The sequence below is a fragment of the Clostridium sp. C105KSO13 genome, assembly GCF_001517425.1.
GTDB lineage: Bacteria > Bacillota > Clostridia > Lachnospirales > Lachnospiraceae > Muricomes.
This window is the reverse complement of the sequence record NZ_FBWL01000171.1, coordinates 323075-347697: the sequence shown is the minus strand read 5'-3', so window position 1 is coordinate 347697 and position 24623 is coordinate 323075. Positions and strand designations below refer to the sequence as shown.

The window sequence follows — 24623 nt, the reverse complement described above, 5'->3', positions numbered from 1 at the left end:
GCACTCATCTGTGGGGCTATTCCTTTATCTAAGATGAGATGATTGTAAAATAAAAAGTCTGCCAGTACAACACCGACAGACAAAAAGTTAAGAAAGGGCTATCACGCAGCATGCGTGATTTGGTTCAAAATGATTATGAAAAAAGTATTTTCATGGATTGGTCTAATTTTAATGATTCCGTTTAAGGGTTTATTTATATTATCAGACTGGTTGGTTAAAATACCTATATTTGCACTTGCAGCTGGCATACACCGTGGGTACCGAATTGGAAAATACCTCTTTGATGTAGGATATACCCCAGGGGGGATTTGAAATAGCGCTAGACCAATAGTATAAAACCTGAAAGAGTTGTACAAAGACAGACGTTAACAAAAAGCTTCATGATAAAACCTAAAAAGAGGTACTCGAAGAGAACCGAGCTTGACAGATTGCCTTTCAATGAATTATTGGAATGGGGAAATGCACATCCTGTTAAAACCGCAAAATATTTAGGAAGATAAGAAAAACTATGCTGGCAATTATTTACACAATTCAAAAATTAAAAATGTATTTATAAAATTTTTCATATATGGCGCAAGAACCGATTTTATGTTATACTTTTACTGTTATTTAGTTCTTCGTCTATAATGTGATTCAATACCAGAAGGACAGAGAGTATTATCTTCAGACGAAGCTGCCAGAATTTTGTGCGTTTGCAAGAGAGATGAGCCAGAAGTATATATTCCCATGCTTTTTACAGTAACGTGCGGATTACGTATCAGTGAAGCCTTAGCTGTAAGATTTGATGATGTTGATTTTGGCAACAAAATATTGATAGTCTCTGGTCAAATCGGACGTGATATAATGAGCACAGGTTTGAACGATAACGAAGTGGTTCTGCAGCATATAAAGCCAAAATCTCAAAATGGGTTTCGAACGATTCCATTTCTGTATGTATGGGGCATTACAGTGAGGAATTTACAGAGGCAAAAATACGTTTCGAAGCCGACACTTCCTTTCATGGATACATCTAAATATCTGCTTCCATTTTTAACCATTGTGTTACCATGTGAGCATAGCATGGAAGTCAAACATACTTTGAATGTTAGGGGCTATATAAACTAAAAATATTTAAAATGTGACCAGGATTTTAACGATGTGACCAAACGCTTTTTTTCGTTTGGTCACATGAAATGGCTTGAAAACCTTATATTTCAAGGCTTCCCGCCTAATTATTTTTTTAGGATTTGAGTGTTATCTAGTGTTATTTAATCACTTTTAATTTGTATTTTTCAAAAATGTGACCAGACTTGATTTTAACAGATTTTTAATAGAAATTACGGAAGACTGTATTAACAAATAAGGACGGTATTAGAAGTAGATAATCAAAGTATGATCAGATAGAAATATTAAAGAAAGAAAAGGCTAAGAAATGCGAAAATTAGCGTTAAATGACGATATATTATTAAAAGTAGAGAAACCGGCGCGTTATATCGGCAATGAGGTGAATTCGGTAAATAAGGACTCATCTAAGGTTGATATACGTTTTGCCATGTGTTTTCCGGATGTTTACGAAATTGGAATGTCCCATCTGGGGATTCAGATTCTGTATGATATGTTCAACAAACGTGAAGATGTATGGTGTGAGAGGGTATATTCACCCTGGATCGATCTGGATAAGATTATGCGTGAGGAAGATATTCCTTTGTTTGCGCTGGAATCCCAGGATCCTGTAAAAGAATTTGATTTCCTTGGAATCACAATCCAATATGAAATGTGCTACACCAACATTTTGCAGATATTAGATTTAAGCCAGATTCCGATCCACAGCGAGGATCGCACCTGGGAGCACCCGATTGTGCTGGGAGGCGGCCCCTGTACCTACAATCCGGAGCCACTGACAGAATTTTTTGATCTGTTTTATATAGGGGAAGGTGAAACAGTATATGATGAGCTGTTGGATTTATATAAGTCCTGCCGCACTGAGGGGACAAGCCGCGAGGAATTTCTGAAGAGAGCAGCTTGTGTTGAGGGTATTTATGCCCCTGGGTTTTATGAGGTTTCCTATCACGAAGATGGAACGTTAAAGTCCTTTGCGCCAAAAATACCGGGGATACCTGAGAAAATCAAAAAGCAAATTATTATGGATGTCACGAATGCCTCTTACCCCATGGCTCCTGTTGTACCTTTCATCAAGGCAACCCAGGACCGAGTCGTGCTTGAAATCCAGAGAGGGTGCATCCGGGGATGCAGGTTCTGTCAGGCAGGTATGCTGTACCGCCCGACCAGAGAGCGGGATGTGGATACTTTAAAGGAGTATGCCTGCAGGATGCTTAAGAATACCGGGCATGAAGAAATTTCCTTAAGCTCCTTAAGCTCCAGTGATTACTCTGAGCTTAAAGAGCTGGTGAATTTTCTGATAGAAGAATTCCAGGGCGAAGGGATAAATATTTCTCTGCCTTCTCTTCGTATTGATGCATTCTCTCTGGACGTGATGAGCAAAGTACAGGATGTCAAAAAAAGCAGTCTTACATTTGCCCCGGAGGCAGGCTCTCAGCGGCTTCGGGATGTTATCAACAAAGGGCTGACGGAGGAAATCATTCTGGAGGGGGCAGGACAGGCTTTCGAAGGCGGTTGGTCTAAAGTAAAATTATATTTCATGCTGGGGCTTCCTACGGAAACAGATGAAGATATGAAGGAGATTGCAGTGCTTTCGGACAAAATTGCCAGAAAGTATTATGAAATACCAAAAGAAGAACGCCATGGGAAATGCCAGATTACCGCGAGCTCTTCCTTTTTTGTGCCAAAACCCTTTACACCTTTTCAGTGGGCATCAATGTGCAGCAACAAGGAATATATCCGCCGGGCTTATGTGGTAAAACATGCGTTTCAGGAGCAGTTAAACAAAAAAAGCCTGAAATATAACTGGCATGACGCAGATGTCACTGTGCTGGAGGGTGTCTTTGCCCGTGGGGACAGACGTGTGGGAAAAGTTATTGAGGAGGCCTACAGACTGGGATGTCTTTATGATTCATGGACAGAGTCATTTTCTAATGAAAAGTGGATGAAAGCGTTTTGCAACACAAACACCGATATAGAGTTTTACACAACTCGGGAGAGAAATCTCAATGAATTGTTCCCCTGGGATTTTATTGACATTGGAGTAAGCAGGGATTTCCTTAAGAAGGAATGGGAGAGAGCAAAGCAAGGCATCATTACGCCCAATTGCCGGATGGGATGTTCCGGCTGTGGTGCAGCACAATTTGGAGGAGGTGTCTGTTATGAAGGCAAGAATTAAATTCAGGAAATACGGAGCCTTAAGATTTATCGGGCATCTGGATGTCATGCGGTTCTTTCAGAAGGCTATGAGGCGGGCAGGTATCCCCATTTCTTTTACGGGCGGGTACAGCCCTCATATGATTATGTCCTTTGCAAGCCCTTTAGGGATAGGTCTTTCCAGTGACGGTGAGTATTTCGATATTGAACTGAAAGAAGCCATTTCCGGAAAAGAGGCTGTAAAGCAACTTAATGAAGTTATGGTGGAGGGTATGGAGGTTATAAGCTTCCGACAGATTTCAGAAGAAAAAAAGATGACAGGTATGGCAATTGTAGCCGCCGCCGATTATCTTACTATCCTTAAAAAAGGTTCTCTGCCGGAGGAGTGGGTAAAAAAGATTCCTGCATTTTTGGAACAGCCGGAAATCCGTATAGAAAAGCAGACAAAGCGCAGTGTAAATGAAGTAGACATTAAACCCATGATTTATAAATTTGAATCTTCCGGGGACGGTATCTATATGCAGCTTGCCGCAGGAAGTGTTCAGAATTTGAAGCCCGGGCTTGTTATGGAAGCTTTCTGTCGTTTTTTAAACATTCCATGGGATTTTGTAGATTTTCAGCATCATCGCCTGGAAATGTATGCAGATGTGGGGCAAGGCGTTGTCAGGGAACTGAAGTCACTGGAAGATATGGGTTGGGAAATGGAGAAAGAGACTGTATGATTTCAAGGAAAGTTCTCATGATGAAGGAAGAAAATAAAATATGGATGTTTCTACTGGAAAATGATGAAATTGTTGAGATACATTGCACTCCCGAAGGTGAAAAAGGAAATTCCGTACAGGCCTTGGGGAATATTTATGTAGGTAAAGTTAAAAATATTGTGTCAAATATAGGCGCTGCCTTTATTGAGATAGGGAACAAAGTAGAATGCTATTATGACATGAGCCAGGCCGACAGAGCTATATTTACCCGCAAAAGTGGAAAAAAATCACTTTGTATCGGTGATGAGCTTGTTGTTCAGATTACCAAAGAAGCAGTCAAGACAAAAGCCCCTACGGTTAGCAGCAATCTGAGTTTTCATGGGCATTATGTTATTTTAACTTCTGGAAATACAAGAATCGGAACCTCCGGCAAATTGCCGAAACGTTTAAGGACGCAGTTAAAGGAACAGCTTCAGCCACTGAAAAATGAGGAGTATGGTATTATCGTACGTACCAATGCTAAAGATGCGGCTTTTTCTGATATTATTGAAGAAATCAGAGGACTGGAAACTAAATATTTTGAAATGAAAAAAATTGCTCATACAAGGATATGCTTTTCCTGTTTGTACCAGGAGCCTTCTGCCTATATATCAGATTTGAAGAATGTATACACGGAGGGACTGACAGAGATTATAATTGAAGGGGACGAGCTCTACAGTCAGGTCAGGGAATACTACGAAAAAGAACAACCTGAATATTTAGTTAATCTTAGAAGGTATGCCAGTAATCAGCTTTCTCTGGCTAAGTTATATAGTACCCGTACTGTACTGGATCGTACACTGGGACAGCGTGTATGGCTCAAAAATGGTGCATATCTGGTGATTCAGTATACAGAAGCTCTGACGGTCATCGATGTAAATTCCGGAAAATTTGTTGCTAAAAAGGGACCAATGGAAACGTATTTAAAAATCAATTTGGAAGCTGCAGAGGAGGCAGCAAAGCAAATACGTCTCAGAAATCTCAATGGAATCATTATTATAGATTTCATTAATCTGGAAGATGACAATGCAACGCATGAACTACTCAAGTTTTTCCGCCATTATTTATCACGAGACCCCATTCAGACAACATTGGTAGATATGACAGAATTACAGCTTGTGGAGGTGACACGAAAGAAAGTCCGCAGACCTCTGCATGAAAGTATTAAAGAATAGTTCAATTGTACAAAGTTAAACAAAGAGCTGAACGGAAGCAGCTTTTTTTCAAGCCTTTTTTAGGGCTTACTTATTTTTTGCTTTTTTAAATTGTATACGATAACACATAAATTTTTAATAAAAACAACTTTGTTGTGCGCGGGTGGCTTGGTCCGATAATAAATTGTACTCTTGTATACAATGTGGGGCAACGGCCCCTTTATCGGGCAAAATTGTGGGTTTTTTAAAAGTTATCCACAGAGGTCCGCTAAAATTAGAGAGTTATTCACACAATGATTTGCTTTAAGGAGGAACTATTTATGAGCAAGAAAGAACTGAAAACAAATGCCATGCGTATCCTGGAGAAGCATAAAATCCCCTATGAATATCAGACCTATGAAAGCAATGAGTTCATCGACGGGATTACAATCGCAGATAAGATGCATCTTCCCCATGACAGGGTATACAAGACTCTGGTGACGACCGGAAAGAGTGGAGAACATTATGTATTTGTCATTCCGATTGAAGCAGAACTTCACTTAAAAAAGGCAGCCAAAGTAGTGGGTGAAAAATCTATTGAAATGCTTCCTGTAAAGGAACTTACCGCAGTTACCGGTTATATACGGGGCGGCTGTACATCTATAGGAATGAAAAAGGATTTTTCCACCGTTATAGATGAAACTGTGGAAAACTTGGATTATATTTATGTCAGTGGTGGAAAACTTGGTATGCAGCTAAAGCTTTTTCCCGGTGATTTAAAAAAGGCAGCAAACGCACAATATGCAGATGTAATTGTATAAAACATCCTGTCGAAATATGCAGAAAAACCTAAAATAAGAGATTTACAAGCAGGAACGACTGCGTTATAATAATGAACCAAGAACGCATAAATCTTGCAAAAATATTCTTTTGTCTGTATATTTGGAGGAAAAATAATGAAGAAAGTAGTAAAATTTGGCGGAAGCTCTCTGGCAAATGCCGATCATTTCCAAAAGGCCGGCGAAATCATTCAATCTGAAGAGTCCAGAAAGTATGTTGTGCCATCCGCTCCCGGAAAAAGATTTTCAAGGGATACAAAAGTAACGGATATGTTGTATAATTGTTATGACGCTGCAATAAGAAAGAAAGATTTTCAGGATAAGCTTTTTGAAATTAAAGACAGATACAATGAAATTATTGAAGGGCTTGGTCTTACCCTTTCCCTGGATCAAGAATTTGAAATGATACAGAAGAACTTCATTAAAGAAGCGGGAAGAAATTACGCGGCCTCCAGAGGAGAATATTTAAACGGAATTATTATGTCAGCATATCTCGGCTTCGAGTTTGTGGATGCAGCAGAGGTCATACGGTTCAACGATGACGGAACTTTTAATGATATCGTTACAAATGAACTGTTGTCTCACCGTCTGAGCAGTACTGAACGTGCAGTTATCCCCGGATTCTATGGAGCAAAAGAGGATGGTACAATTGTGACGTTTTCCAGAGGGGGGTCCGACATCACAGGCTCTATTGTGGCATTGGCTGTTTCTGCGGATGTATATGAAAACTGGACAGACGTGTCAGGTTTCCTGATTGCCGATCCCAGAATTGTCAAAAATGCAAAATCAATTGAAACAATTACCTACAAGGAGTTGAGGGAGCTTTCTTATATGGGAGCCAGTGTGCTTCATGAAGATGCCATCTTCCCTGTCAGAAAAGCAGGGATTCCAATTAATATACGCAACACCAATGCTCCGGAAGAAGAAGGCACCTTAATTGTAGAAAGCACTTGCAGAAAACCCAAATATACAATTACCGGAATTGCCGGTACGGACGGTTTTGTCGCAATTACAATAGAAAAGGCTATGATGAATTCTGAAATTGGGTTTTGCCGCAAGGTACTGCAGGTATTTGAGGACAATGATATTTCCATTGAACATATGCCTTCGGGAATTGATACAATGACAATCTTTGTTCACAAAGATGAATTTGAAGATAGGGAACAGAAAGTTCTTGCAGAAATCCACAGTGTTGTCACTCCGGATCATCTTGAATTGGAGTCTGACCTTTCATTGATTGCCATTGTAGGCCGCGGTATGAAGGCAACCCGCGGTACTGCAGGAAGGATTTTTTCTGCACTTGCGCATGCACATATTAATGTAAAAATGATTGATCAGGGCTCCAGTGAACTGAATATTATTGTAGGGGTTCGGCATGATGATTTCAAAGGTGCCATAAAGGCATTGTACGAAATATTTGTGGTAACGCAAATATAAACATACTACTAAACATAAAAGAAAAGGAGCAAGTTCAACATGAACATTTTGTTCTTTCTAAAACCCAAAAGTGATGTTGCTTACGTTTATAATGATTTTACACTCCGTCAGGTGCTTGAAACAATGGAGTATCACAAATACGCTGCCATCCCCATGCTGAATAAAGATGGAGAATTTGTGGGGACCGTTACGGAAGGGGATTTGCTTTGGGGGATTAAAAGTTACAAAAACTTAAACTTGAAAAGTGCAGAGAAGATTTTTATCCGTGATTTCCCACTTAAGGCAGGTTTTGACGTAGTAGCAGCAGACGCAGATATGGAAGATCTTATAAAAAGAGCGATGAATCAGAATTTTGTGCCGGTTGTCGATGACCAGAATAAGTTTATCGGCATCATAACACGAAAAAGCATCATAGAATATTGCTATAATAAGATTAATGACTTTGATTAATAATTATTCGTAAAGTATTGACTTCGCGAAACAACATATGCTATACTACAACAGTATGCCGCACAGTGAGGTTTTGAAGTTCCGTCAGCAGGCGGACACCGTAATTGGCGAGTAATGATAATAGGAGGTGCCATATGTACGCAATTATAGCAACAGGTGGTAAACAGTACAAAGTAGCCGAAGGCGATATCATTAAAGTAGAAAAACTTGGGGTAGAAGCTGGAGAGACTTATACATTTGACCAGGTACTTGCAGTGAACAATGACAAGCTTGTCGTTGGTAATCCGACAGTCGATGGTGCAACAGTTACAGCTTCTGTAGTTGGTAATGGAAAAGCAAAAAAAGTAATTGTTTATAAGTATAAGAGAAAAACTGGGTATCATAAGAAAAACGGTCACAGACAACAATATACCGCAGTGAAGATTGACAAGATCAACGCTTAGTTGGTGGCGGGATGATTAGGGTAACCGTTTACAAGACAGACAAGCATGAATATGCAGGTTTTGACGCGCAGGGCCACGCCGGGTTTTCTGAAGAAGGTATGGATATTGTATGCGCCGCAGTCTCCATGCTCATCATCAATACTCTGAATGCAATTGAAAGGTATACAACTGATGATGTATCTGTTGTCTCGGATGATTCTGATACACAGGGAGATATTAGATTCCGTTTTACCGGAGATGCAGAACCTACACAGGATGCCAGATTGCTGTTGGACACTATGCTTCTTGGTTTGGAAGAAATAGAAGATGACAGTAATTACAAACCATACATTGATATTATCTTTAAGGAGGTGTAATAACCATGATAAAATTGAACCTTCAATATTTTGCTCATAAAAAGGGAATGGGTTCCACTAAGAACGGCCGTGACTCCGAATCCAAAAGATTGGGTGCCAAGAGAGCTGACGGACAGTTTGTAAAAGCCGGAAATATCCTTTACAAACAGCGCGGAACAAAAATTCACCCAGGTGTGAATGTACAGCGCGGCGGTGATGACACTCTGTTTGCTTTAGTTGACGGTGTTGTCAGATACGAGAGAAAAGGAAGAGATAAGAAACAGGTTTCTATCTATCCTGTAGCTGAATAATGTATGAGCGGCCTCAGACCTGATAAACGGTCTGGGGTTTTTTATATAATATAATAGGAAACTTACAAGCCGGATTCTTTAAGCAATTATCAATAGTAAAAACAAAACGCTTATGATATAATAAAAAAGTTAAAAAGTGACAAAGATAATTAATAAGAAGAAAAGGATATAGATTATGTTTGCAGATAAAGCCAAAATTTTTATAAGGTCAGGGAAAGGCGGAGACGGGCACTGCAGTTTCAGACGGGAACTGTATGTACCCAACGGAGGACCTGACGGAGGAGACGGTGGAAAAGGCGGAGATTTGATTCTTGAGATTGATGAGGGCCTAAATACACTGACAGATTTCCGCCACAAAAGAAAATACGCTGCCGGTGACGGGGAAGAAGGTGGGAAACGCCGCTGCCACGGAAAAGACGGCAAGGATCTTGTACTGAAAGTTCCAGAAGGAACCGTGGTAAAAGAAGAGAAGACCGGAAAGGTTGTTGCCGATATGTCCGGCAGCAACCGCAGACAGATTATTTTAAAAGGAGGACGAGGAGGCTTAGGAAACCAGCATTTTGCTACAGCAACTATGCAGGTCCCCAAGTATGCTCAGCCGGGGCAGCCTTTTAGGGAGCTTGAGGTCAGTCTGGAATTAAAAGTGATAGCCGATGTTGGATTGATTGGATTTCCAAATGTGGGAAAGTCTACATTACTTTCCCGGGTAACTAATGCTGAGCCCAAAATAGCCAACTATCATTTCACTACTTTAAACCCAAACCTTGGAGTGGTGGATCTGAAAGGATCCAAAGGATTTGTGATGGCTGATGTTCCAGGGTTGATAGAAGGAGCATCGGAAGGTGTAGGACTGGGACATGAGTTTCTGCGTCATATTGAACGTACGAGAATGATGATTCACGTTGTCGATGCAGCGGGGACTGAAGGGAGAGATCCCGTTGATGACATTTATAAGATCAATGCCGAACTTGCAGCTTACAAACCCGAGATTGCTGCACGGCCGCAGGTAATTGCGGCAAACAAGATGGATTTAATCTTTAAAGGTGATGAAAATCCGGTGGACAGGCTGAGAGCCGAATTTGAGCCCCAGGGAATGAAGGTATTTCCAATTTCCGGTGTGTCTGGCAAGGGTATTTTGGAGCTTCTATATTATGTAAGTGAGCAGCTGCAGCATATAGAGACAAAACCTATTATATTCGAGCAGGAATACTTCCCGGAGGACGAGCTAATCTATGAAGATCTTCCCTATACAGTAGAAAAGGAGAACGAACTGTATGTCGTTGAAGGTCCTAAAATAGAAAAAATGCTGGGCTACACGAATCTTGACTCAGAGAAAGGATTTGCTTTTTTTCAGCGTTTTCTAAAGGATGCAGGAATTCTGGAGGCACTGGAAAACGCCGGCATCCAGGAGGGTGATACAGTTAAAATGTACGGATTACAATTTGATTATTATAAATAACAGGAGATAAACAATAATGACAACAAAACAGAGAGCGTATTTAAAAAGCCTTGCCATGACAATGGACCCAGTCTTTCAGATTGGCAAATCCAGTGTGACACCGGGTCTTACCGAAGCTATTTCGGAGGCTCTGGATGCCCGTGAGTTAATTAAAATCAGTGTACTGCAGAACTGTGGGGATGATCCCAAAGAAATGGGAAACATGATAGCAGAAAGAACACGCTCACAGGTTGTACAGGTAATTGGCAAGAAAATTGTATTATACAGAGAGGGGAAGGACGACAAAAAAAAGATCGTACTTCCATAGGTAAATGTTATGAAGATTGGTATTATGGGAGGCACATTTGACCCAATTCACATAGGACATCTACTCTTGGGTGAATTTGCTTTTGAAGAATTTAATCTTGATGAAATATGGTTTTTGCCTAACGGCAACCCCCCTCACAAGGAGGCAGAGGAAATGGATACTTCCCTGCAGCACCGTATTGAGATGGTTAAGCTAGCAATCAGCGCCTCACCCCATTTCAAGATATCTCTGCATGAAGCGAAAGAGGGCGTTCATTCTTATACCTACCAGACAATGCTGAGTTTTCATAAGATGTACCCCAGAAATCAATTTTATTTTATCCTGGGGGCAGATTCTCTCTTTGCAATCGAAGAGTGGAAATATTTTAAGGGTATTTTCACCACCTGTACTATACTTGCCGCAATGAGAGATGATAAAGATGTGGGAGATATGGAAAAACAAATTTCATATCTGAAGATGAAATACAACGCAGAAATTGAACTTTTAAGAGCACCGCTGCTTGAAATCTCCTCTACCACTATAAGGAAACGAGCATCCAGAGGGCTTACAGTTCATTATATGGTACCGGATGCGGTTGCAGATTATATTAAAGAGCATCACTTATACACGTAAGGCAGGAGGCATTCATGCATGATGGATGATATCATAGGAATCCAGAAAAAATTAGAAAAGAATTTAAGGCCGGAGCGCTACAGGCACACAATCGGTGTCATGTACACAGCTGCTTCTCTTTCTATGTGTCATGGAGAGAACATGGAGAAAGCTATGCTTGCCGGCCTTCTACATGACTGCGGCAAAGGGTACCCCATAAAAAAGCAGATAAAGCAATGCAGAGAATACAAAATCCCCCTGACAGAATCTGAACTGATGATGCCTGCGCTGATACACGCAAAACTCGGGGCATATCTTACAGAGCATGAATATAATATAAAAGATGCTGAGATTCTCAATGCAATCACCTTTCATACTACCGGTAGACCCGATATGACATTACTGGAAAAAATTATATATATTGCTGACTACATAGAGCCGGGACGTATGAAAATCCCTGTTCTTGATCAGGTAAGGTACATTGCATTTTCTAACATCAACGAGGCGGTTGCTATAAGTGCAGATTCAACCATTACTTATCTGAAAAAAATGGGAAGAGATATCGATCCTATGACAGTCAGAACTTATGAGTATTATTCAAAAAAATAAACGAGATGAAATACGCTTTGCGGGTTTCACTTGCATAAATCAAAAGGAGGATGTTATGGAAAAAGCGAAGAAAATGGCACGCATTGCTTACAATGCATTGGATGAAAAAAAAGGTGAAGATATCAAAATCATTGATATTTCTGAGGTTTCGGTTCTTGCAGACTACTTCATCATTGCAAACGGAAACAGTCAAAGTCAGGTAAGCGCTCTGGTAGATAATGTGGAAGATTGTCTGCATAAGGCCGGATTCCAATTAAAACAACGGGAAGGATACGGAACGGGAAATTGGATTCTGCTCGACTTTGTTGATGTCATTGTGCACATTTTTGATAAAGAAAACAGGTTATTCTATGATCTGGAAAGAATATGGCGGGATGGAAAAGATGTGAATATTGAAGCACTGTAATTTGATTAAAGAAGCAGGAGAAGAGAAGTAATGCTTAAACATATTTTCTCCTCCTGCTCTTCTTGATTCATAAGTTTTTATGCAGCTAATAGGATGATACTCAATTTAGAGAAAGCGGAAAACGCCGATTACCTTACCGAGAATAGATACTTCATTTACAATAATCGGATCCATATTATCATTTTCCGGCTGAAGACGGTAATATCCCTTCTCCTTGTAAAATGTCTTGACAGTAGCCCCGTCCTCCACAAGTGCAACTACCATATCTCCGTTAGCAGCTGTCTGAGCCTGTTCAACCAGCACCATATCCTCATCGAAAATTCCTGCATTAATCATGCTTTCTCCCTTTACCCTCAACATAAAGGTCTGGTTATTGGGCATAAATTCCATTGGAATAGGAAAGTAGTCATCAATATGCTCCTGAGCAAGCAGAGGTTCCCCGGCGGCAACATTCCCAACCAGAGGAACATTCACTACTTCACGTCTTGTAAGGTTGAAGGTATCGTCCAAAATCTCTATCGCCCTAGGCTTTGTGGGGTCTCTCCTTATATAGCCATTCTTTTCAAGTGTTTCAAGATGGGAATGCACAGAAGAAGTAGATTTCAGATTTACCGCCTCACAAATCTCACGCACCGAAGGCGGGAATCCTCTTCTCAGTGTCTGTTCCTTTATGCACTCTAATATCTCTAACTGCTTATTACTGATCTTGCCCTGCGACATAGGCCCCTCCTTTTTATTATCCGCACAAATAACCATACAACATAATCTTGTAAATATAATATCATATCTGAATTCAAAAGGCAAACACTTGTTACGAAAACATGTTCGAGAAACCTCCTTTAAACTATTGACAAACACTTGTTCGTGTAATATAATTTACCTATAGAGAACAGATGTTTGTAACAGAAGAACATAGCAATAGAAACAGCAATACTACAGGAGGGGACATAATGGGAAGCAGAGGCAGTAATTCAAATGCAGCCACGCAAAAAGAGGCAACGAAGTTGCGCCGGCTGATTATCATATTGGTTGTTACCGTATTTATTGTTTTTGGTGTTTGTACATTGTTTGGAGGTATATTAAGTTCAGCACATGACAGCCGTAAAGAGGAACCTGTTAATTTCAACTATTACAAAAGTATTGTAATTCAGCCCGGTGATACATTGTGGGACATTGCCAGGACATACATTACAGAAGATTATACTTCCATACCCGACTATGTACAGGCATTAAAAGAAATTAATTCATTGAGCTCAGATCATATTCAGGCCGGACAGAATCTAATGGTTGCTTATGATAGTTCGGAATTTATCGTCAAATAAAAAAAGATATTAGCGGAATTATTCTGGTTATATATTACGATATCAATATGTAATCCCTACATATATTGATATATAAACTCACCCAGAGGCAGCATAAAGAAGATGGAGGTTTTCTTTATACTGCCTCATTTACATATAATATAGCTTAGTAAGTAAAAACAATCTATACGACAAATACTGATTTTTCCAATAGATGTAGACCAAGAGTTGCAGATATGATATAATTTAAAAAGGGAAGATTCAAAAAAACCTCACCAAGGAGTATAAGCAATGTCTAATAAGAAAAGGAAAACTTATCATGAGCAGGCCTACATAGACAATACACTGAGACTTAGGGAAATACTTAAAACTATGCCTGCTTTTACAAAGGATTACTTTCGTGCCATAGAGCCGAAAACTTCTCCAAGAACACGAATATCTTATGCCTATGACATTCGTGTATTCTTTCATTTTCTGATGGAGAATAATCCTGTATATAAGAACTATACCATGGATATGTTTACTGTGAAGGATCTAGACCGCATTGAACCGGTCGATATCGAAGAATATGAGGAATATCTGAAGGTTTATAGGGGGCCTGAGGAAAAACAGATTACAAATACTGAGAAGGGCCTTGCGCGCAAGATGTCTGCACTGAGGAGTTTCTATGCCTATTTTTTCAAGAGACAGGCCATTCAAAATAATCCGACCCTGCTGGTAGATATGCCAAAGCTGCATGACAAAGCAATCATCAGGTTGGATGCTGATGAAGTGGCATCTCTATTGGAATATGTAGAACACGGCGGTGATGATCTGACCGGACAGCGAAAGGTTTATTTTGAGAAAACAAGGAATAGAGACCTTGCAATTCTAACGTTGTTACTTGGAACCGGAATCCGTGTCTCCGAATGTGTGGGGCTGGATATCCAGGATGTAGATTTTAAAAATAACGGGGTGAAAGTTATGCGAAAAGGTGGAAATGAAATGGTTGTCTATTTTGGCGAGGAAGTTGAAAATGCGCTCAAGATGTATATTTATACTACCAGGCAGTCTTCCATTCCCCTGCCCGGTCACGAAAATGCGCTTTTCCTTTCCACCCAGAGACGCAGGATGGGGGTGCAGGCCGTAGAAAATATGGTAAAAAAATACGCCGGACAAATTACACCGAACAAGAAAATCACTCCCCATAAACTACGCAGCACATATGGCACTTCGCTATATAAAGAAACTGGTGATATTTACCTTGTGGCCGATGTTCTGGGCCACAAAGATGTAAATACCACCAAGAAACATTATGCAGCTATAGATGAAAACCGCCGTAGAAAGGCTGCCAAAGCGGTAAAGCTTAGAGAACCATAAATTACAATTTTTTATCTTCTGTTTTGATAGTTTCTTTAAGCATTACATACTGCTCAATTGCCTTTGCAGTTCCCTCCACACCGAGTTCGCCACTGTTTAGACATAATTCATAACTCTCCGCATCTGACCATTTTTTATTGGTATAGTAATTATAATAACTGGAGCGCTTCTTGTCAGTCTTAGTGATCATGTCTTTTGCTTTGGCGTCAGTGAGATCGTATTTCCGTGCAATTCTGCGGATTCGTGTGTCCAAATCTGCATTGATAAACACGCTCACTACATTTTCATAGGATTCCAAGGCATAATCTGCACATCGGCCTATTAAAATACATGGTCCATCATCGGCAATTTTTTTGATTGCATCAAATTGAGCCAGAAAGACTTTGTGATTAATAGGCATATCCGCATAAGTACTGCCGGTATACCCCATAGAATAAGTATCCATTACCAGAGAATATAAAAAGCTGTTGGTAGGCTTTTCGTCATGAGTTTCAAATATCTCTTCACTGATTCCGCTTTCCTTTGCTGCTCGCATCAACATTTCTTTGTCATATAATTTAATTCCAAAGTCGTCAGCAACTTTGTAGCCTATTTCACGGCCTGCACTACCGAACTGTCTGCCAATTGTAATAATCGTGTTTGTTTTCATTTCGGTCACTCTCCTTTACGTCAAACAGCTTTTTGTTCCACTTATGTGGTCATTACATTAATTATTATACAAGATGTCGCAAACATTTACAATATGAATGAATTATTTTCGCAATTAAGCTTGCTTTCGTATGCATATTTATCTTAACTTATTCATTAACTCTAAAAAGTATTCCGGGAGTGGAGCATCAAATTCCACATATTTAGAGGTCGTTGGATGCGTGAAGCCAAGTATTTTTGCATGCAGAGTCTGTCCCTCCAATTTAAACGGACATTTTGCCGGTCCATAGACAGTATCCCCCAATATAGGATGATGAATACATGCCATGTGGACTCTTATCTGGTGGGTGCGTCCTGTTTCCAACTCACATTCTATATAGGTGAAATTTCCAAAACGTTTTAGTACTCTGTAGTGTGTAACAGCACTGCGTCCATGAGGGACATTTATGCTCATTTTTTTTCTGTCTATTGGATGACGTCCTATCGGGGCATCAATAATGCCTGTATCTTCTTTAAGATTTCCATGAACAATTGCATGGTATTTCCTGGTTATGCTGTGTTCTTTAAGCTGCGCTGCCAGGCTTCGGTGAGAGGCATCATTTTTACACACAAGTAAAGAGCCTGTTGTATCTTTGTCGATCCGATGAACAATTCCCGGTCTTAACACTCCGTTAATTCCAGATAGGTTATTGCTGCAGTGAAACATAATAGCATTGACAAGGGTATGGTTATAATGTCCGGGTGCTGGATGAACAACCATGCCCTTGGGTTTATTTACAACCAAAATATCGTCATCCTCAAATAAAATATCCAGCGGAATATCTTCCGGCTGAATGTCAGGGATTTCAGGCTCAGGGAGGTGTATGGCTATCAAATCTCCAGAACCTGTTTTATAATTGGACTTAACCTCCTTTCCGTTCACTGTGACTGCACCATTCTCAATCAGCTTTTGAATATAAGATCTGGAAACATTGTCCACAGCATTTGAAAGAAATTTATCGATTCTCATTCCGGCTGTTTCCGCTGTAAAAAATAAATCTTCCATCTGCTTTTATCCCTTCTTAAAAAAATTAAGTTCCTCTTCCCTGTAGTAGAAAAGGATGGAGAATCCAAACAAGATGCATGAAACAACAACGTAGCAGTCAGCTACATTAAAAATCGGAAAATTTATCAGTTCAAAATAAAAAAAATCAACCACATAATTCTGCCGCACCCTGTCTATTAAATTCCCCACCGCACCTGCGCACACCATGACGGAACAGATGCGAAGCAGATAAAACCGAGATGTATGTGGCATGCGTCCATAGAAATATGTGACCAGGCAGATAATCAAAATGGCCCCCAAACTGAGCAGAAGCTGTCGGTTTTGCATAATACCGAAAGCGGCTCCCCGGTTTTCCAAATATTCCAGTTTAAATACACCTTTCCAGATAATAAAAGGTTCCTGACTTTTCAAGTGCAAGGCAGCAAGATGCTTTGTAAACTGGTCTGCTATTATCAGTGCGGCACATCCCAGGACAGCCAGCAAATAACTTTGAATATGTCCTATTTTCCTATTGTTCATGCTTATACTCCTTGGTATGGTTGTTTCATATATATTTATGGATTAATATAAGAAACCGATTCTTTTTTGTGCGTGATAATATTCCTTTATACCTGATTTTTCCCATTCCCCTGACGGAAATGACATCCTCTTCTTTTACCTGGCAGGAATTAGTCGTCATGAGCCTTCCATTGACAAAAACCTTTTCCCCTTCAATCAGACTAGTTAACTTTGTGCGTGAAGAAGAAAAAACAAGTGACAGAAGGCTATCCAGTCGAACTGATGCGACGGTCCCTTTGATTTCCTCAAAGCGGGGCGTATAATGATAATCTTTAAGGTTCATTTCACAGAGCTTTACACTGGTATGACCAACCCTGCTTAATTCCTCCTGCAGAAAAGAACTAAGCCCTTCATGAATAAAAACAACCGACTTATCTCCTTCAACCAGGATATCACCTAATTTGGAGCGCTCAATGCCAAGATTGAGAATTGCCCCCAGGTAATCTCGATGGGAAAGAATCTGGGCAAACTTTTCATGGAGCGGTGCTATACTGACAGCAGCAAAGGGAAACCCAATGTCTTCTAAATCTGTCTCCCGGGTTTCGCTAAAAGAAAGAGCATCAGGAAGAAATGCTGCCATCTGACGCTCTGCTGAATTATATCCGCCAAAGGTGGCATAGTTTGTATCAAGCATGTCCTTTGGCAGAGAATGCAAAATATTCAATTCATTCAAATTCAAAAAATCTGAATATGTAATAGTGTCACGGTAGTACGCTGTCTTTGAAAGTTCTATCAGACGTTTTGCCAATAATTGTTCATCCTTCAACATAACAGATTTAATATCTTCCCCTCACATTAGCTGATTCCATGGATCCACCCAGCAAATCCTGCAAATCACCGGAAATATCAACATTCGTCGGTGTCACAAGGAAGATATAATTAGATATCTTCTGAAGATTACCGTTGATTGCGAAAGTCGCACCGGAAATAAAATCAATGATACGCTGCGCTATTTCCAAATCCATACCTTCCAGATTCAAAATAACTGTGCGACCTGCCAGCAGTGTCTCTGTAATTTCTCTTGAATCATCCACAGATGAAGGCTTAACTACACAGACTTCCATAGCCGCACTTCTTCTGGAAACAGGCTGCCGCATTGGTGTCACCTTGCCGCCTGCAGATACAGATTTTTTATCCTCCTGAATATCAAAATCGTCATATACGTCTCTGCCGGACTTTTTACCAAACAGAGAGTGACGCGGTTTTTCATCAAATTCGTCATTATCAAATTCGTCATCATAGAAGTCGTCATCGTCGTATTCGTCGTCATTCAACTTCATGATGTCCAAAAATTTATCAAACACACCCATTTTACACTCCTATCTTATGCACTCTCCCGACGCATAAATATATTTTTAAAGATACTTTCTGATCCAGTTTATTATGCGCTATGCGGTATAATTCCTGGCACCAAAGATTCCGGTTCCCACGCGAACCATAGTTGCTCCTTCTTCAATCGCAACCTCGTAATCATTGGTCATCCCCATTGAAAGTATACTTACATTAACATTATCAATGTTTTTCTTCTCAATGTCAACAGATAATTTTTGTAAATTAGCGAAAACTGAGCGATTATCTTCAGGATTATCAACAAATGGAGCAATTGTCATGAGGCCATCCACCTTAATGTGCTTAAATAAAGCTATTTTTTCAATAAATGGAATCACTTCCATCATTTTAAGTCCAAATTTACTTTCCTCTTCAGCTACATTTACCTCGATCAAAATATGTGTTACACAATTCTTCTTTGCAGACTCCTTTTCAATGGTTTTTGCCAGCTTCAGAGAATCTACGGAATGAATTAATGCAACCTTATCAACAATGTATTTCACCTTATTTGTCTGGAGATGTCCAATCATATGCCATTGAATATCATTGGGCAGAGCTTCCTGTTTTTCTGTAAGTTCCTGCACTTTGTTTTCCCCAAAAACACGTATACCAAGGTCATACGCTTCCTGAAGAACAGCCACAGGTTTTGTCTTGCTGACAGCAATCAGTGCCACCTCGTCCCTTGTCCTTTTGGCCCGCTCACAGGCACCCTGTATTTTTTTCTCGACTTCTTCCAACTGTTGTTTTAACATTTATTGTCACCTCTCTGCTTAAAATACAACCTCGTCTTCTCTGACAGAATCACCTTCCTGAACAATATGGTCGTAGTTGAACAGGCCCTGGGAGTCGCCTTCCTTGACAATATAATATTCATCACTTTCGGCGAGAATAGTGACCTGTCTGAATACGGCATACCCTTTGTTAATATTATAGACACCTTTCAGGGGTTTTGTTTCAGATAATTCCATTGCCTCCGAAGATTCCGGCTTTATGAGCACTGTGCCGGCTTTCAGATCCAGAGGGCTTAAATACACTTGTCCATCCTCCGTAGATTTATAGATATCTGCCGTACGAAAAACGGCTGTTCCACCTTTTCCCCGAACCATTACCCCAGAAGATGAGCTATTGCCGCCAAATGTAATATACTCCTGAGGTACTTCATAGAAGTCCTGCTCTACTACGCTGCTTCTGGGAATTTTTAGTCCTCTTTCATCTTCCAGAATCAATTCAACATTCAGAAACCTGTCATTAGCATAACGGATCATTGAATTGTCATAATCCAGCTTCCCGTAATATTCTCCCTCTTTCTTTACAATAGAAAAATTGGCCCATATGGACTCACTATCCTTGTCTATCCGGGTCTTCACATAAGTCAGATCTGATAATTTCTTTGCAATATCCTCATCCAGTTCTATGAGCACAGACCAGTCTTCGTTAGATATAAGCTTGTAGACCGGTTTGCCTTTTTCAATATTCATGCTATCTTCCAGGCTTACCTTTTTGTAGTTGCTTTTATCAAAATCTTTTTTCTGGAAGGAGTCTGCGGTTAAGGATTCATATCCGTCAAAATCCAATACAAAAATTCCGTCCCTGGGAGACGTATAAATATTTGCATTGGTGCCGTTGTCGGCAAGCATTTCTTCTATTCTAGACGTTTGGGTCTGATGGGCCGCAAGGAGAAAGGCATTTGCAATTTCATTTTTTAAAGAATAGACAGATGAAAACTTTTGTGTATTAAAATTTTCATTGAAATTCTGCATTTTAACCCTGATGGTGTTCTGCTCTTCCTTGTTCAAGGGGGCAGCTCTTTCTTTTGCCTTATCATCATAGGCCATTTTTTTAGAAGAAATCACATATACATTGGCACCGGATTTTACTTTGCTGCTATCACCCTGGCAATAATTGATATATCCAGATTCTTCAGCATCTACTACAGTCTCATCTCTGATTACAAGACCGTTGTAAGAATAATCATTGAGAATGCTGCCTTCACGCACTTCATAAATGGATACCCTCTTCTGTGCGGCGTACATGATAACAGTTATTATAAGGTAGAGGAACATAATCGCAAAAATGAAAACTCCTATATTCATTTCACGCTTTCTTTTATATCTTTTTATATTAATGGACGTATTCCTTTTGGATGGCAAAATATCTCCCTCCTGTAATATCTTAAAATAAAATCAGATTTAGTATAACATTTTTATATGTATATTTCCAGTTTTTGCGGCAATAATAAAAGTATCGATATGGAAAAGGAGGAAATAATATGAAGTGGTTTGATTATACTGCTCTGACACTTGTGATAATCGGAGCTGTCAACTGGCTTCTGGTTGGTATTTTTCGATTCGATTTAGTAGCCTTTCTCTTTGGAAATTTAAGCTGGCTTTCCAGAATAATTTATACGATTATCGGTTTGTGCGGTCTTTACCTAATCAGCCTGTTCGGAAGAATAAAAGGCATGTCAGAGTAATTTTAAAGCAATTGTTGTATAAAAATGTATGGACAAAAAGTACCTTGAGACTTTTTGTCCATACATTTTTATCTTGCTAAGGTGCGGGGATTCCGATTGTCAGAAGGGAAGTCATATCACTGTATAAAATATCTTTATCAGGCGCACCCATCATAATAGATATGTAAGGATTATTTTCCATATCCCGGCTATATAAGATAACACAAGAGCCAGCCTCGTCTGTTGTTCCGGTTTTGCCGCCGAATATGTTTATATCTGATGGCGCCTTTACCAATCCCTGAGAATAGTAGTTTGTCGGCGTCCATACCACTGTGCGAACCATCTGGTCACTGCTCTTTAACGTCCCGGTATAGGAATCCATAGAAATAATATCCAGGAAACGCTGATCCTTGGTACAGGCATTAAACATGAGATATAGATCATATGCCGTTGTATAGTGATTGTCGTTCTGCAAGCCATGGGGATTGACAAAATGAGTATTAGTCGCCCCAAGGGCATTTGCCTCCCTGTTCATCATATCGGCAAATCCTTCCATACTTCCTCCCAGATATTCTGCAATTGCCACAGCACTGTCATTGCCTGAGTATAAGACAAGGCCACAGAGTAAATCATAAAGAGTCACTGTATCTCCGGCCTGAAGTCCACATACCTGTTCGTCATATGAAAATTGGACTGCATCGGATCCCACTGTCACAATGTCATCCAGATTGCCATATTTTAGAGTTAAATATGCAGTCATAATTTTTGTCGTACTGGCCGGAAACAACTTTTCATGTATTTTATCCGCATAAAGAACTTTTTCACTCTTTAGATCAAAGAGCCCGGCTGCATGCAGACTCTCATCTGCAGCATATCCTTTCAGGGATACATCCGTATCTGTCACACACAAATCCGAAGCAAACATCTTATCTTGATACAATGATTTATTGTAATACTGCTGTTCATATTCTTCTGCTGCAGAAGATCCTCCACCAAGAGCACTACAACCTCCTAAAATTAGTGAAAGAACCATGCATACTGCAGCAGAAATTCTTTTATTTATACATTTCACGCCAGTCAAGATCTCCTCTATCCAGTGCTAAAATCAATGCCTCCGCTGTCGCAATATTGGTTGCTATAGGGATATTATAAACATCGCACAATTTTACAATATCATTGACATCTGGTTCATGTGAACGGGGGGTCAGCGGATCTCGGAAAAATATCAGCAAATCCATTTCATTGTGTTCAATTTGTGCACCAATCTGCTGATTTCCTCCCAGATGTCCTGGGAGATATTTATGAATGTTTAAATTTGTTACACTCTCTACTAGATTTCCAGTTGTTTCGGTGGCAAACAAGCTATGTTTGCTTAAAATCCCCCTGTATGCAATACAGAAGTTCTGCATTAATTTCTTTTTCGCATCATGTGCGACCAATCCTATGTTCATATATGCTCTCCTCTATTGATATTTATTAGGCTGCAAGCCGACATTCAGAACAAAACCAATTCCCATATAAAAGCACACTATGGAAGTCAGTCCATAACTCACAAAAGGCAGTGAGATTCCTGTGTTCGGGAATATCTGCGTTGCCACACTAATATTAATAAATGTTTGTATTCCTATTAGTGTGGCAACTCCACCACAGATGAGTTTCCCTCCTGTGTCTTTTGCTTTAACACCAATCAAAATGCAGTCAATTACAATTAATAATAACAAAATTATCACAATACAACAACCCACAAAGCCTAATTCTTCTCCAATAATTGCAAAAATAAAGTCTGTCTGAGGTTCTGAAATAAAGTTTCCGTTTTTTACGGAGGTTGTCGTGTTATTATTGTACCCTTTGCCCGCCAACATTCCGGATCCAATGGCCATAACCGAATTAATCTGCTGGTATGCCTCATCTGTAGCATACTTTTCGGGCTCCAGCCAGGCAAGAATACGCTTCTGTTGATAGCCTTTTAAAAACGGCTGATTTGGCTGTACTACCACCGCCAATAATAAAATAGATGTGGGAATTACAATTGCAAGCACTGTTCCGATAAACTTGTAGCTTAAGCCTCCCATATACAGCATAATACAGAACAATGTCGCCAGACAAATTGTATTAGAAAGGTTGGGCTGCTTATATATTAGAAAAAGTGATGGTAAAATAAGAGCAACCGCCTGTATAATCGTCATTTTATTGTTTATTTTCTGCTTTCGTTCCATAAGGAATTTTGCAAAAAATAAAACGGTAATAATTTTTGTCAGATCCGAAGGCTGAAATTGAACGAAGCCCAGATTCAGCCATCTGGTTGCTCCATTCACCTCTTCACCAAAAAACCGGACTGCCAGGAGCAGAATAAGATTAAGTCCGTATAAAGGCCAATACAAATTCAGCACCCACTCATAGTCGATTAGCGAAACAACAATCATGACAATAGTTCCGAATATGACCCCTGCGATTTGCTTTCCCTGAACCGCGGCCTGTGCACTTCCCACCACAAATATGCCAATAATGGAAATTGCAGTCACAAGTGCTGCCAGACCCAATTTATAATCCTTTAAGTGATATCTCTGCCTGATATTCTGAAGAATAAATTTCAATGGTTTTCTCCTGTAATCTTAATATGTATATCTGTACGTGTTATCTTAATGTTGAAATCATTGGGGTTAATCTCCAAATATTTCGATATTGTATGATAGATATCCGCGGAAAACTTTTCCGCCGTTTCGGGTGTGCACTGCATTCTGTCTGCCAACAGCAGAGTTTTCAGTCTCTCTTTCGCAACATCAACAGATGGTACACTCATAGCATTTCCCCCCTAATTTTTTTTAAACAGGCTGGAAAGTTTTGAGAGAAACCCTTCCGTTTTGCCAAAATCCAAGGCCGGAACTTCTTCTCCCATAATACGTCTGCAGACATTGGAATAAGCCTGGCCTGCCATACAGTCTGTACCGATGATAGGTTCTCCCTGATTTGTCGCAATAACCACATGTTCGTCATCAGGAATTACTCCCAGCAGATGAATTGCCAGGATCTCGGTAACATCATCCACAGACATCATATCTCCGCGCTTTACCATGTCTACGCGAAGCCGGTTAATAATCAAATCATTTTTCTTGATTCCATGGACCTCCAAAAGGCCGATGATACGGTCTGCGTCCCGAATAGCAGATACCTCCGGTGTAGTAACGATAATCGCTCTGTCAGCCCCTGCCACAGCATTTTCAAAACCTTGTTCAATGCCGGCAGGACAGTCCAGAAGGATATAGTCAAACTCATCTTTCAAGTCTCCGATCAGCTTACGCATCTGTTCCGGTGAAACTGCAGTCTTATCTCTTGTCTGAGCAGACGGAAGCAGATACAGCTCAGGAAAACGCTTGTCCCTAATTAAAGCCTGTTTCAGGCGGCAGCTTCCCTCTATTACATCAACCAGATTATAGACAATCCTGTTTTCAAGCCCCATGACCACATCCAGATTCCGCAGGCCCAAGTCTGTATCTATGACAATAACTTTCTTGCCAAGCTGCGCCAGGCCAATTCCTATATTCGCTGTCGTGGTCGTCTTCCCGACCCCGCCTTTTCCGGATGTAATGACAATAACTTCTCCCATGGTTTTCTTCCT

The 24623-nt window shown here is 40.1% G+C and carries 30 protein-coding genes; 17 read left to right on the top strand and 13 right to left on the bottom strand.

What is annotated here, in order from left to right:
• Nucleotides 1-1411: 1411 nt before the first annotated feature.
• The 14 genes from BN3456_RS15155 (at nucleotide 1412) to rsfS (ending at nucleotide 12315) form a co-directional block, all read left to right on the top strand.
• Entirely contained in the window at nucleotides 1412-3277 is a 1866-nt protein-coding gene (locus BN3456_RS15155) for a TIGR03960 family B12-binding radical SAM protein (RefSeq protein WP_089985554.1), read from the top strand.
• Complete coding sequence (locus BN3456_RS15150; RefSeq protein ID WP_089985552.1) at nucleotides 3261-3977, top strand: TIGR03936 family radical SAM-associated protein; 717 nt, start codon at nucleotides 3261-3263, stop codon at nucleotides 3975-3977. Before BN3456_RS15155 ends, BN3456_RS15150 begins: the two co-directional genes overlap by 17 nt.
• Nucleotides 3974-5170, top strand: a complete 1197-nt coding sequence (locus BN3456_RS15145) for a ribonuclease E/G (protein WP_347458079.1) — start codon at nucleotides 3974-3976, stop codon at nucleotides 5168-5170. Before BN3456_RS15150 ends, BN3456_RS15145 begins: the two co-directional genes overlap by 4 nt.
• A gap of 299 nt (nucleotides 5171-5469) precedes the next feature.
• The gene (ybaK, locus tag BN3456_RS15140) at nucleotides 5470-5949 is read left to right on the top strand and encodes a Cys-tRNA(Pro) deacylase (protein WP_089985551.1); all 480 of its coding nucleotides are present in this window, start codon (nucleotides 5470-5472) and stop codon (nucleotides 5947-5949) included.
• 135 nt (nucleotides 5950-6084) lie between these two features.
• On the top strand, nucleotides 6085-7404 hold the full coding sequence (locus BN3456_RS15135; RefSeq protein WP_089985549.1) for an aspartate kinase: 1320 nt from the start codon (nucleotides 6085-6087) through the stop codon (nucleotides 7402-7404).
• A gap of 39 nt (nucleotides 7405-7443) precedes the next feature.
• Nucleotides 7444-7854 carry a CBS domain-containing protein gene (locus BN3456_RS15130; RefSeq protein ID WP_089985548.1) on the top strand — a complete coding sequence of 137 codons (411 nt, stop codon included), beginning with the start codon at nucleotides 7444-7446 and terminating at the stop codon, nucleotides 7852-7854.
• A 134-nt stretch (nucleotides 7855-7988) separates the two neighbouring features.
• Complete coding sequence (rplU, locus tag BN3456_RS15125) at nucleotides 7989-8297, top strand: 50S ribosomal protein L21 (protein WP_089985546.1); 309 nt, start codon at nucleotides 7989-7991, stop codon at nucleotides 8295-8297.
• An 11-nt stretch (nucleotides 8298-8308) separates the two neighbouring features.
• Nucleotides 8309-8653: a ribosomal-processing cysteine protease Prp gene (locus BN3456_RS15120; protein ID WP_089985544.1), complete on the top strand. Its 345-nt coding sequence runs from the start codon at nucleotides 8309-8311 to the stop codon at nucleotides 8651-8653.
• Nucleotides 8654-8658: 5 nt separating this feature from the next.
• On the top strand, nucleotides 8659-8943 hold the full coding sequence (rpmA, locus tag BN3456_RS15115; RefSeq protein ID WP_089985543.1) for a 50S ribosomal protein L27: 285 nt from the start codon (nucleotides 8659-8661) through the stop codon (nucleotides 8941-8943).
• A 175-nt stretch (nucleotides 8944-9118) separates the two neighbouring features.
• Nucleotides 9119-10402 (top strand): GTPase ObgE, encoded by a 1284-nt coding sequence (gene obgE, locus BN3456_RS15110; RefSeq protein ID WP_089985541.1) that lies wholly within the window; start codon nucleotides 9119-9121, stop codon nucleotides 10400-10402.
• A 16-nt stretch (nucleotides 10403-10418) separates the two neighbouring features.
• Nucleotides 10419-10709, top strand: coding sequence for a ribosome assembly RNA-binding protein YhbY (gene yhbY, locus BN3456_RS15105; protein ID WP_089985540.1), 291 nt, complete (start codon nucleotides 10419-10421; stop codon nucleotides 10707-10709).
• A gap of 9 nt (nucleotides 10710-10718) precedes the next feature.
• The gene (gene nadD, locus BN3456_RS15100; RefSeq protein ID WP_089985538.1) at nucleotides 10719-11321 is read left to right on the top strand and encodes a nicotinate-nucleotide adenylyltransferase; all 603 of its coding nucleotides are present in this window, start codon (nucleotides 10719-10721) and stop codon (nucleotides 11319-11321) included.
• An 18-nt stretch (nucleotides 11322-11339) separates the two neighbouring features.
• Nucleotides 11340-11909 (top strand): bis(5'-nucleosyl)-tetraphosphatase (symmetrical) YqeK, encoded by a 570-nt coding sequence (gene yqeK / locus BN3456_RS15095; RefSeq protein ID WP_089985537.1) that lies wholly within the window; start codon nucleotides 11340-11342, stop codon nucleotides 11907-11909.
• 55 nt (nucleotides 11910-11964) lie between these two features.
• Nucleotides 11965-12315: a ribosome silencing factor gene (rsfS, locus tag BN3456_RS15090; RefSeq protein WP_089985535.1), complete on the top strand. Its 351-nt coding sequence runs from the start codon at nucleotides 11965-11967 to the stop codon at nucleotides 12313-12315.
• A 105-nt stretch (nucleotides 12316-12420) separates the two neighbouring features.
• On the opposite strand, the gene lexA is transcribed toward rsfS, so the two are convergent.
• Entirely contained in the window at nucleotides 12421-13035 is a 615-nt protein-coding gene (gene lexA / locus BN3456_RS15085) for a transcriptional repressor LexA (RefSeq protein WP_089985599.1), read from the bottom strand.
• A gap of 230 nt (nucleotides 13036-13265) precedes the next feature.
• Between lexA and BN3456_RS15080 the strand changes: the two genes are divergently transcribed.
• Complete coding sequence (locus BN3456_RS15080; protein ID WP_089985533.1) at nucleotides 13266-13637, top strand: LysM peptidoglycan-binding domain-containing protein; 372 nt, start codon at nucleotides 13266-13268, stop codon at nucleotides 13635-13637.
• A 270-nt stretch (nucleotides 13638-13907) separates the two neighbouring features.
• Complete coding sequence (locus BN3456_RS15075) at nucleotides 13908-14975, top strand: tyrosine-type recombinase/integrase (protein ID WP_089985531.1); 1068 nt, start codon at nucleotides 13908-13910, stop codon at nucleotides 14973-14975.
• Between the two features lies 1 nt (nucleotide 14976).
• Here the strand turns inward: BN3456_RS15075 and BN3456_RS15070 are convergent, their stop codons facing one another.
• The 7 genes from BN3456_RS15070 to BN3456_RS15040 all read right to left on the bottom strand — a co-directional run bounded on the left by BN3456_RS15070 (nucleotide 14977) and on the right by BN3456_RS15040 (nucleotide 20705).
• Nucleotides 14977-15624 carry a cytidylate kinase-like family protein gene (locus tag BN3456_RS15070; RefSeq protein ID WP_089985529.1) on the bottom strand — a complete coding sequence of 216 codons (648 nt, stop codon included), beginning with the start codon at nucleotides 15622-15624 and terminating at the stop codon, nucleotides 14977-14979.
• Nucleotides 15625-15762: 138 nt separating this feature from the next.
• The gene (locus BN3456_RS15065) at nucleotides 15763-16668 is read right to left on the bottom strand and encodes an RluA family pseudouridine synthase (protein ID WP_089985528.1); all 906 of its coding nucleotides are present in this window, start codon (nucleotides 16666-16668) and stop codon (nucleotides 15763-15765) included.
• Nucleotides 16669-16674: 6 nt separating this feature from the next.
• Complete coding sequence (gene lspA, locus BN3456_RS15060) at nucleotides 16675-17187, bottom strand: signal peptidase II (protein ID WP_089985526.1); 513 nt, start codon at nucleotides 17185-17187, stop codon at nucleotides 16675-16677.
• Nucleotides 17188-17212: 25 nt separating this feature from the next.
• Complete coding sequence (locus BN3456_RS15055; protein WP_089985525.1) at nucleotides 17213-17995, bottom strand: YlmH/Sll1252 family protein; 783 nt, start codon at nucleotides 17993-17995, stop codon at nucleotides 17213-17215.
• A gap of 7 nt (nucleotides 17996-18002) precedes the next feature.
• A complete protein-coding gene (locus BN3456_RS15050) occupies nucleotides 18003-18536 on the bottom strand; it encodes a cell division protein SepF (protein ID WP_089985523.1) in 534 nt (177 codons plus the stop codon).
• Nucleotides 18537-18614: 78 nt separating this feature from the next.
• Nucleotides 18615-19307, bottom strand: a complete 693-nt coding sequence (locus BN3456_RS15045; protein WP_089985522.1) for a YggS family pyridoxal phosphate-dependent enzyme — start codon at nucleotides 19305-19307, stop codon at nucleotides 18615-18617.
• Nucleotides 19308-19325: 18 nt separating this feature from the next.
• Nucleotides 19326-20705, bottom strand: coding sequence for an HlyD family efflux transporter periplasmic adaptor subunit (locus BN3456_RS15040; protein WP_089985520.1), 1380 nt, complete (start codon nucleotides 20703-20705; stop codon nucleotides 19326-19328).
• A gap of 119 nt (nucleotides 20706-20824) precedes the next feature.
• Between BN3456_RS15040 and BN3456_RS15035 the strand changes: the two genes are divergently transcribed.
• Nucleotides 20825-21028: a DUF378 domain-containing protein gene (locus tag BN3456_RS15035; protein WP_089985519.1), complete on the top strand. Its 204-nt coding sequence runs from the start codon at nucleotides 20825-20827 to the stop codon at nucleotides 21026-21028.
• 76 nt (nucleotides 21029-21104) lie between these two features.
• On the opposite strand, the gene BN3456_RS15030 is transcribed toward BN3456_RS15035, so the two are convergent.
• From BN3456_RS15030 to minD, 5 genes are read right to left on the bottom strand one after another with little or no spacing between them, the layout of a single operon-like run.
• Entirely contained in the window at nucleotides 21105-22079 is a 975-nt protein-coding gene (locus BN3456_RS15030) for a D-alanyl-D-alanine carboxypeptidase family protein (protein WP_347458078.1), read from the bottom strand.
• The gene (locus BN3456_RS15025) at nucleotides 22063-22458 is read right to left on the bottom strand and encodes a methylglyoxal synthase (RefSeq protein ID WP_089985517.1); all 396 of its coding nucleotides are present in this window, start codon (nucleotides 22456-22458) and stop codon (nucleotides 22063-22065) included. The genes BN3456_RS15030 and BN3456_RS15025 overlap by 17 nt, the downstream gene beginning before the upstream one ends.
• Nucleotides 22459-22470: 12 nt before the next feature.
• Nucleotides 22471-23601, bottom strand: coding sequence for an FtsW/RodA/SpoVE family cell cycle protein (locus BN3456_RS15020; protein WP_089985516.1), 1131 nt, complete (start codon nucleotides 23599-23601; stop codon nucleotides 22471-22473).
• Nucleotides 23598-23807: a cell division topological specificity factor MinE gene (locus tag BN3456_RS15015; protein WP_089985514.1), complete on the bottom strand. Its 210-nt coding sequence runs from the start codon at nucleotides 23805-23807 to the stop codon at nucleotides 23598-23600. Before BN3456_RS15015 ends, BN3456_RS15020 begins: the two co-directional genes overlap by 4 nt.
• 12 nt (nucleotides 23808-23819) lie before the next feature.
• On the bottom strand, nucleotides 23820-24611 hold the full coding sequence (gene minD, locus BN3456_RS15010; protein ID WP_089985512.1) for a septum site-determining protein MinD: 792 nt from the start codon (nucleotides 24609-24611) through the stop codon (nucleotides 23820-23822).
• Nucleotides 24612-24623 lie beyond the last annotated feature (12 nt).

Coding starts and splice junctions, on each gene's coding strand:
- yhbY (WP_089985540.1), top strand. CDS start 10,419: ATGACAACAAAACAGAGAGCGTATTTAAAAAGCCTTGCCATGACAATG.
- BN3456_RS15120 (WP_089985544.1), top strand. CDS start 8,309: ATGATTAGGGTAACCGTTTACAAGACAGACAAGCATGAATATGCAGGT.
- BN3456_RS15080 (WP_089985533.1), top strand. CDS start 13,266: ATGGGAAGCAGAGGCAGTAATTCAAATGCAGCCACGCAAAAAGAGGCA.
- yqeK (WP_089985537.1), top strand. CDS start 11,340: ATGATGGATGATATCATAGGAATCCAGAAAAAATTAGAAAAGAATTTA.
- BN3456_RS15055 (WP_089985525.1), bottom strand. CDS start 17,995: ATGTTGAAGGATGAACAATTATTGGCAAAACGTCTGATAGAACTTTCA.
- lspA (WP_089985526.1), bottom strand. CDS start 17,187: ATGAACAATAGGAAAATAGGACATATTCAAAGTTATTTGCTGGCTGTC.
- BN3456_RS15025 (WP_089985517.1), bottom strand. CDS start 22,458: ATGAACATAGGATTGGTCGCACATGATGCGAAAAAGAAATTAATGCAG.
- BN3456_RS15070 (WP_089985529.1), bottom strand. CDS start 15,624: ATGAAAACAAACACGATTATTACAATTGGCAGACAGTTCGGTAGTGCA.
- BN3456_RS15015 (WP_089985514.1), bottom strand. CDS start 23,807: ATGAGTGTACCATCTGTTGATGTTGCGAAAGAGAGACTGAAAACTCTG.
- BN3456_RS15050 (WP_089985523.1), bottom strand. CDS start 18,536: ATGGGTGTGTTTGATAAATTTTTGGACATCATGAAGTTGAATGACGAC.
- BN3456_RS15155 (WP_089985554.1), top strand. CDS start 1,412: ATGCGAAAATTAGCGTTAAATGACGATATATTATTAAAAGTAGAGAAA.
- lexA (WP_089985599.1), bottom strand. CDS start 13,035: ATGTCGCAGGGCAAGATCAGTAATAAGCAGTTAGAGATATTAGAGTGC.
- BN3456_RS15075 (WP_089985531.1), top strand. CDS start 13,908: ATGTCTAATAAGAAAAGGAAAACTTATCATGAGCAGGCCTACATAGAC.
- BN3456_RS15035 (WP_089985519.1), top strand. CDS start 20,825: ATGAAGTGGTTTGATTATACTGCTCTGACACTTGTGATAATCGGAGCT.
- minD (WP_089985512.1), bottom strand. CDS start 24,611: ATGGGAGAAGTTATTGTCATTACATCCGGAAAAGGCGGGGTCGGGAAG.
- BN3456_RS15145 (WP_347458079.1), top strand. CDS start 3,974: ATGATTTCAAGGAAAGTTCTCATGATGAAGGAAGAAAATAAAATATGG.
- BN3456_RS15150 (WP_089985552.1), top strand. CDS start 3,261: ATGAAGGCAAGAATTAAATTCAGGAAATACGGAGCCTTAAGATTTATC.
- rsfS (WP_089985535.1), top strand. CDS start 11,965: ATGGAAAAAGCGAAGAAAATGGCACGCATTGCTTACAATGCATTGGAT.
- BN3456_RS15130 (WP_089985548.1), top strand. CDS start 7,444: ATGAACATTTTGTTCTTTCTAAAACCCAAAAGTGATGTTGCTTACGTT.
- rpmA (WP_089985543.1), top strand. CDS start 8,659: ATGATAAAATTGAACCTTCAATATTTTGCTCATAAAAAGGGAATGGGT.
- BN3456_RS15135 (WP_089985549.1), top strand. CDS start 6,085: ATGAAGAAAGTAGTAAAATTTGGCGGAAGCTCTCTGGCAAATGCCGAT.
- ybaK (WP_089985551.1), top strand. CDS start 5,470: ATGAGCAAGAAAGAACTGAAAACAAATGCCATGCGTATCCTGGAGAAG.
- rplU (WP_089985546.1), top strand. CDS start 7,989: ATGTACGCAATTATAGCAACAGGTGGTAAACAGTACAAAGTAGCCGAA.
- BN3456_RS15045 (WP_089985522.1), bottom strand. CDS start 19,307: ATGTTAAAACAACAGTTGGAAGAAGTCGAGAAAAAAATACAGGGTGCC.
- obgE (WP_089985541.1), top strand. CDS start 9,119: ATGTTTGCAGATAAAGCCAAAATTTTTATAAGGTCAGGGAAAGGCGGA.
- nadD (WP_089985538.1), top strand. CDS start 10,719: ATGAAGATTGGTATTATGGGAGGCACATTTGACCCAATTCACATAGGA.
- BN3456_RS15065 (WP_089985528.1), bottom strand. CDS start 16,668: ATGGAAGATTTATTTTTTACAGCGGAAACAGCCGGAATGAGAATCGAT.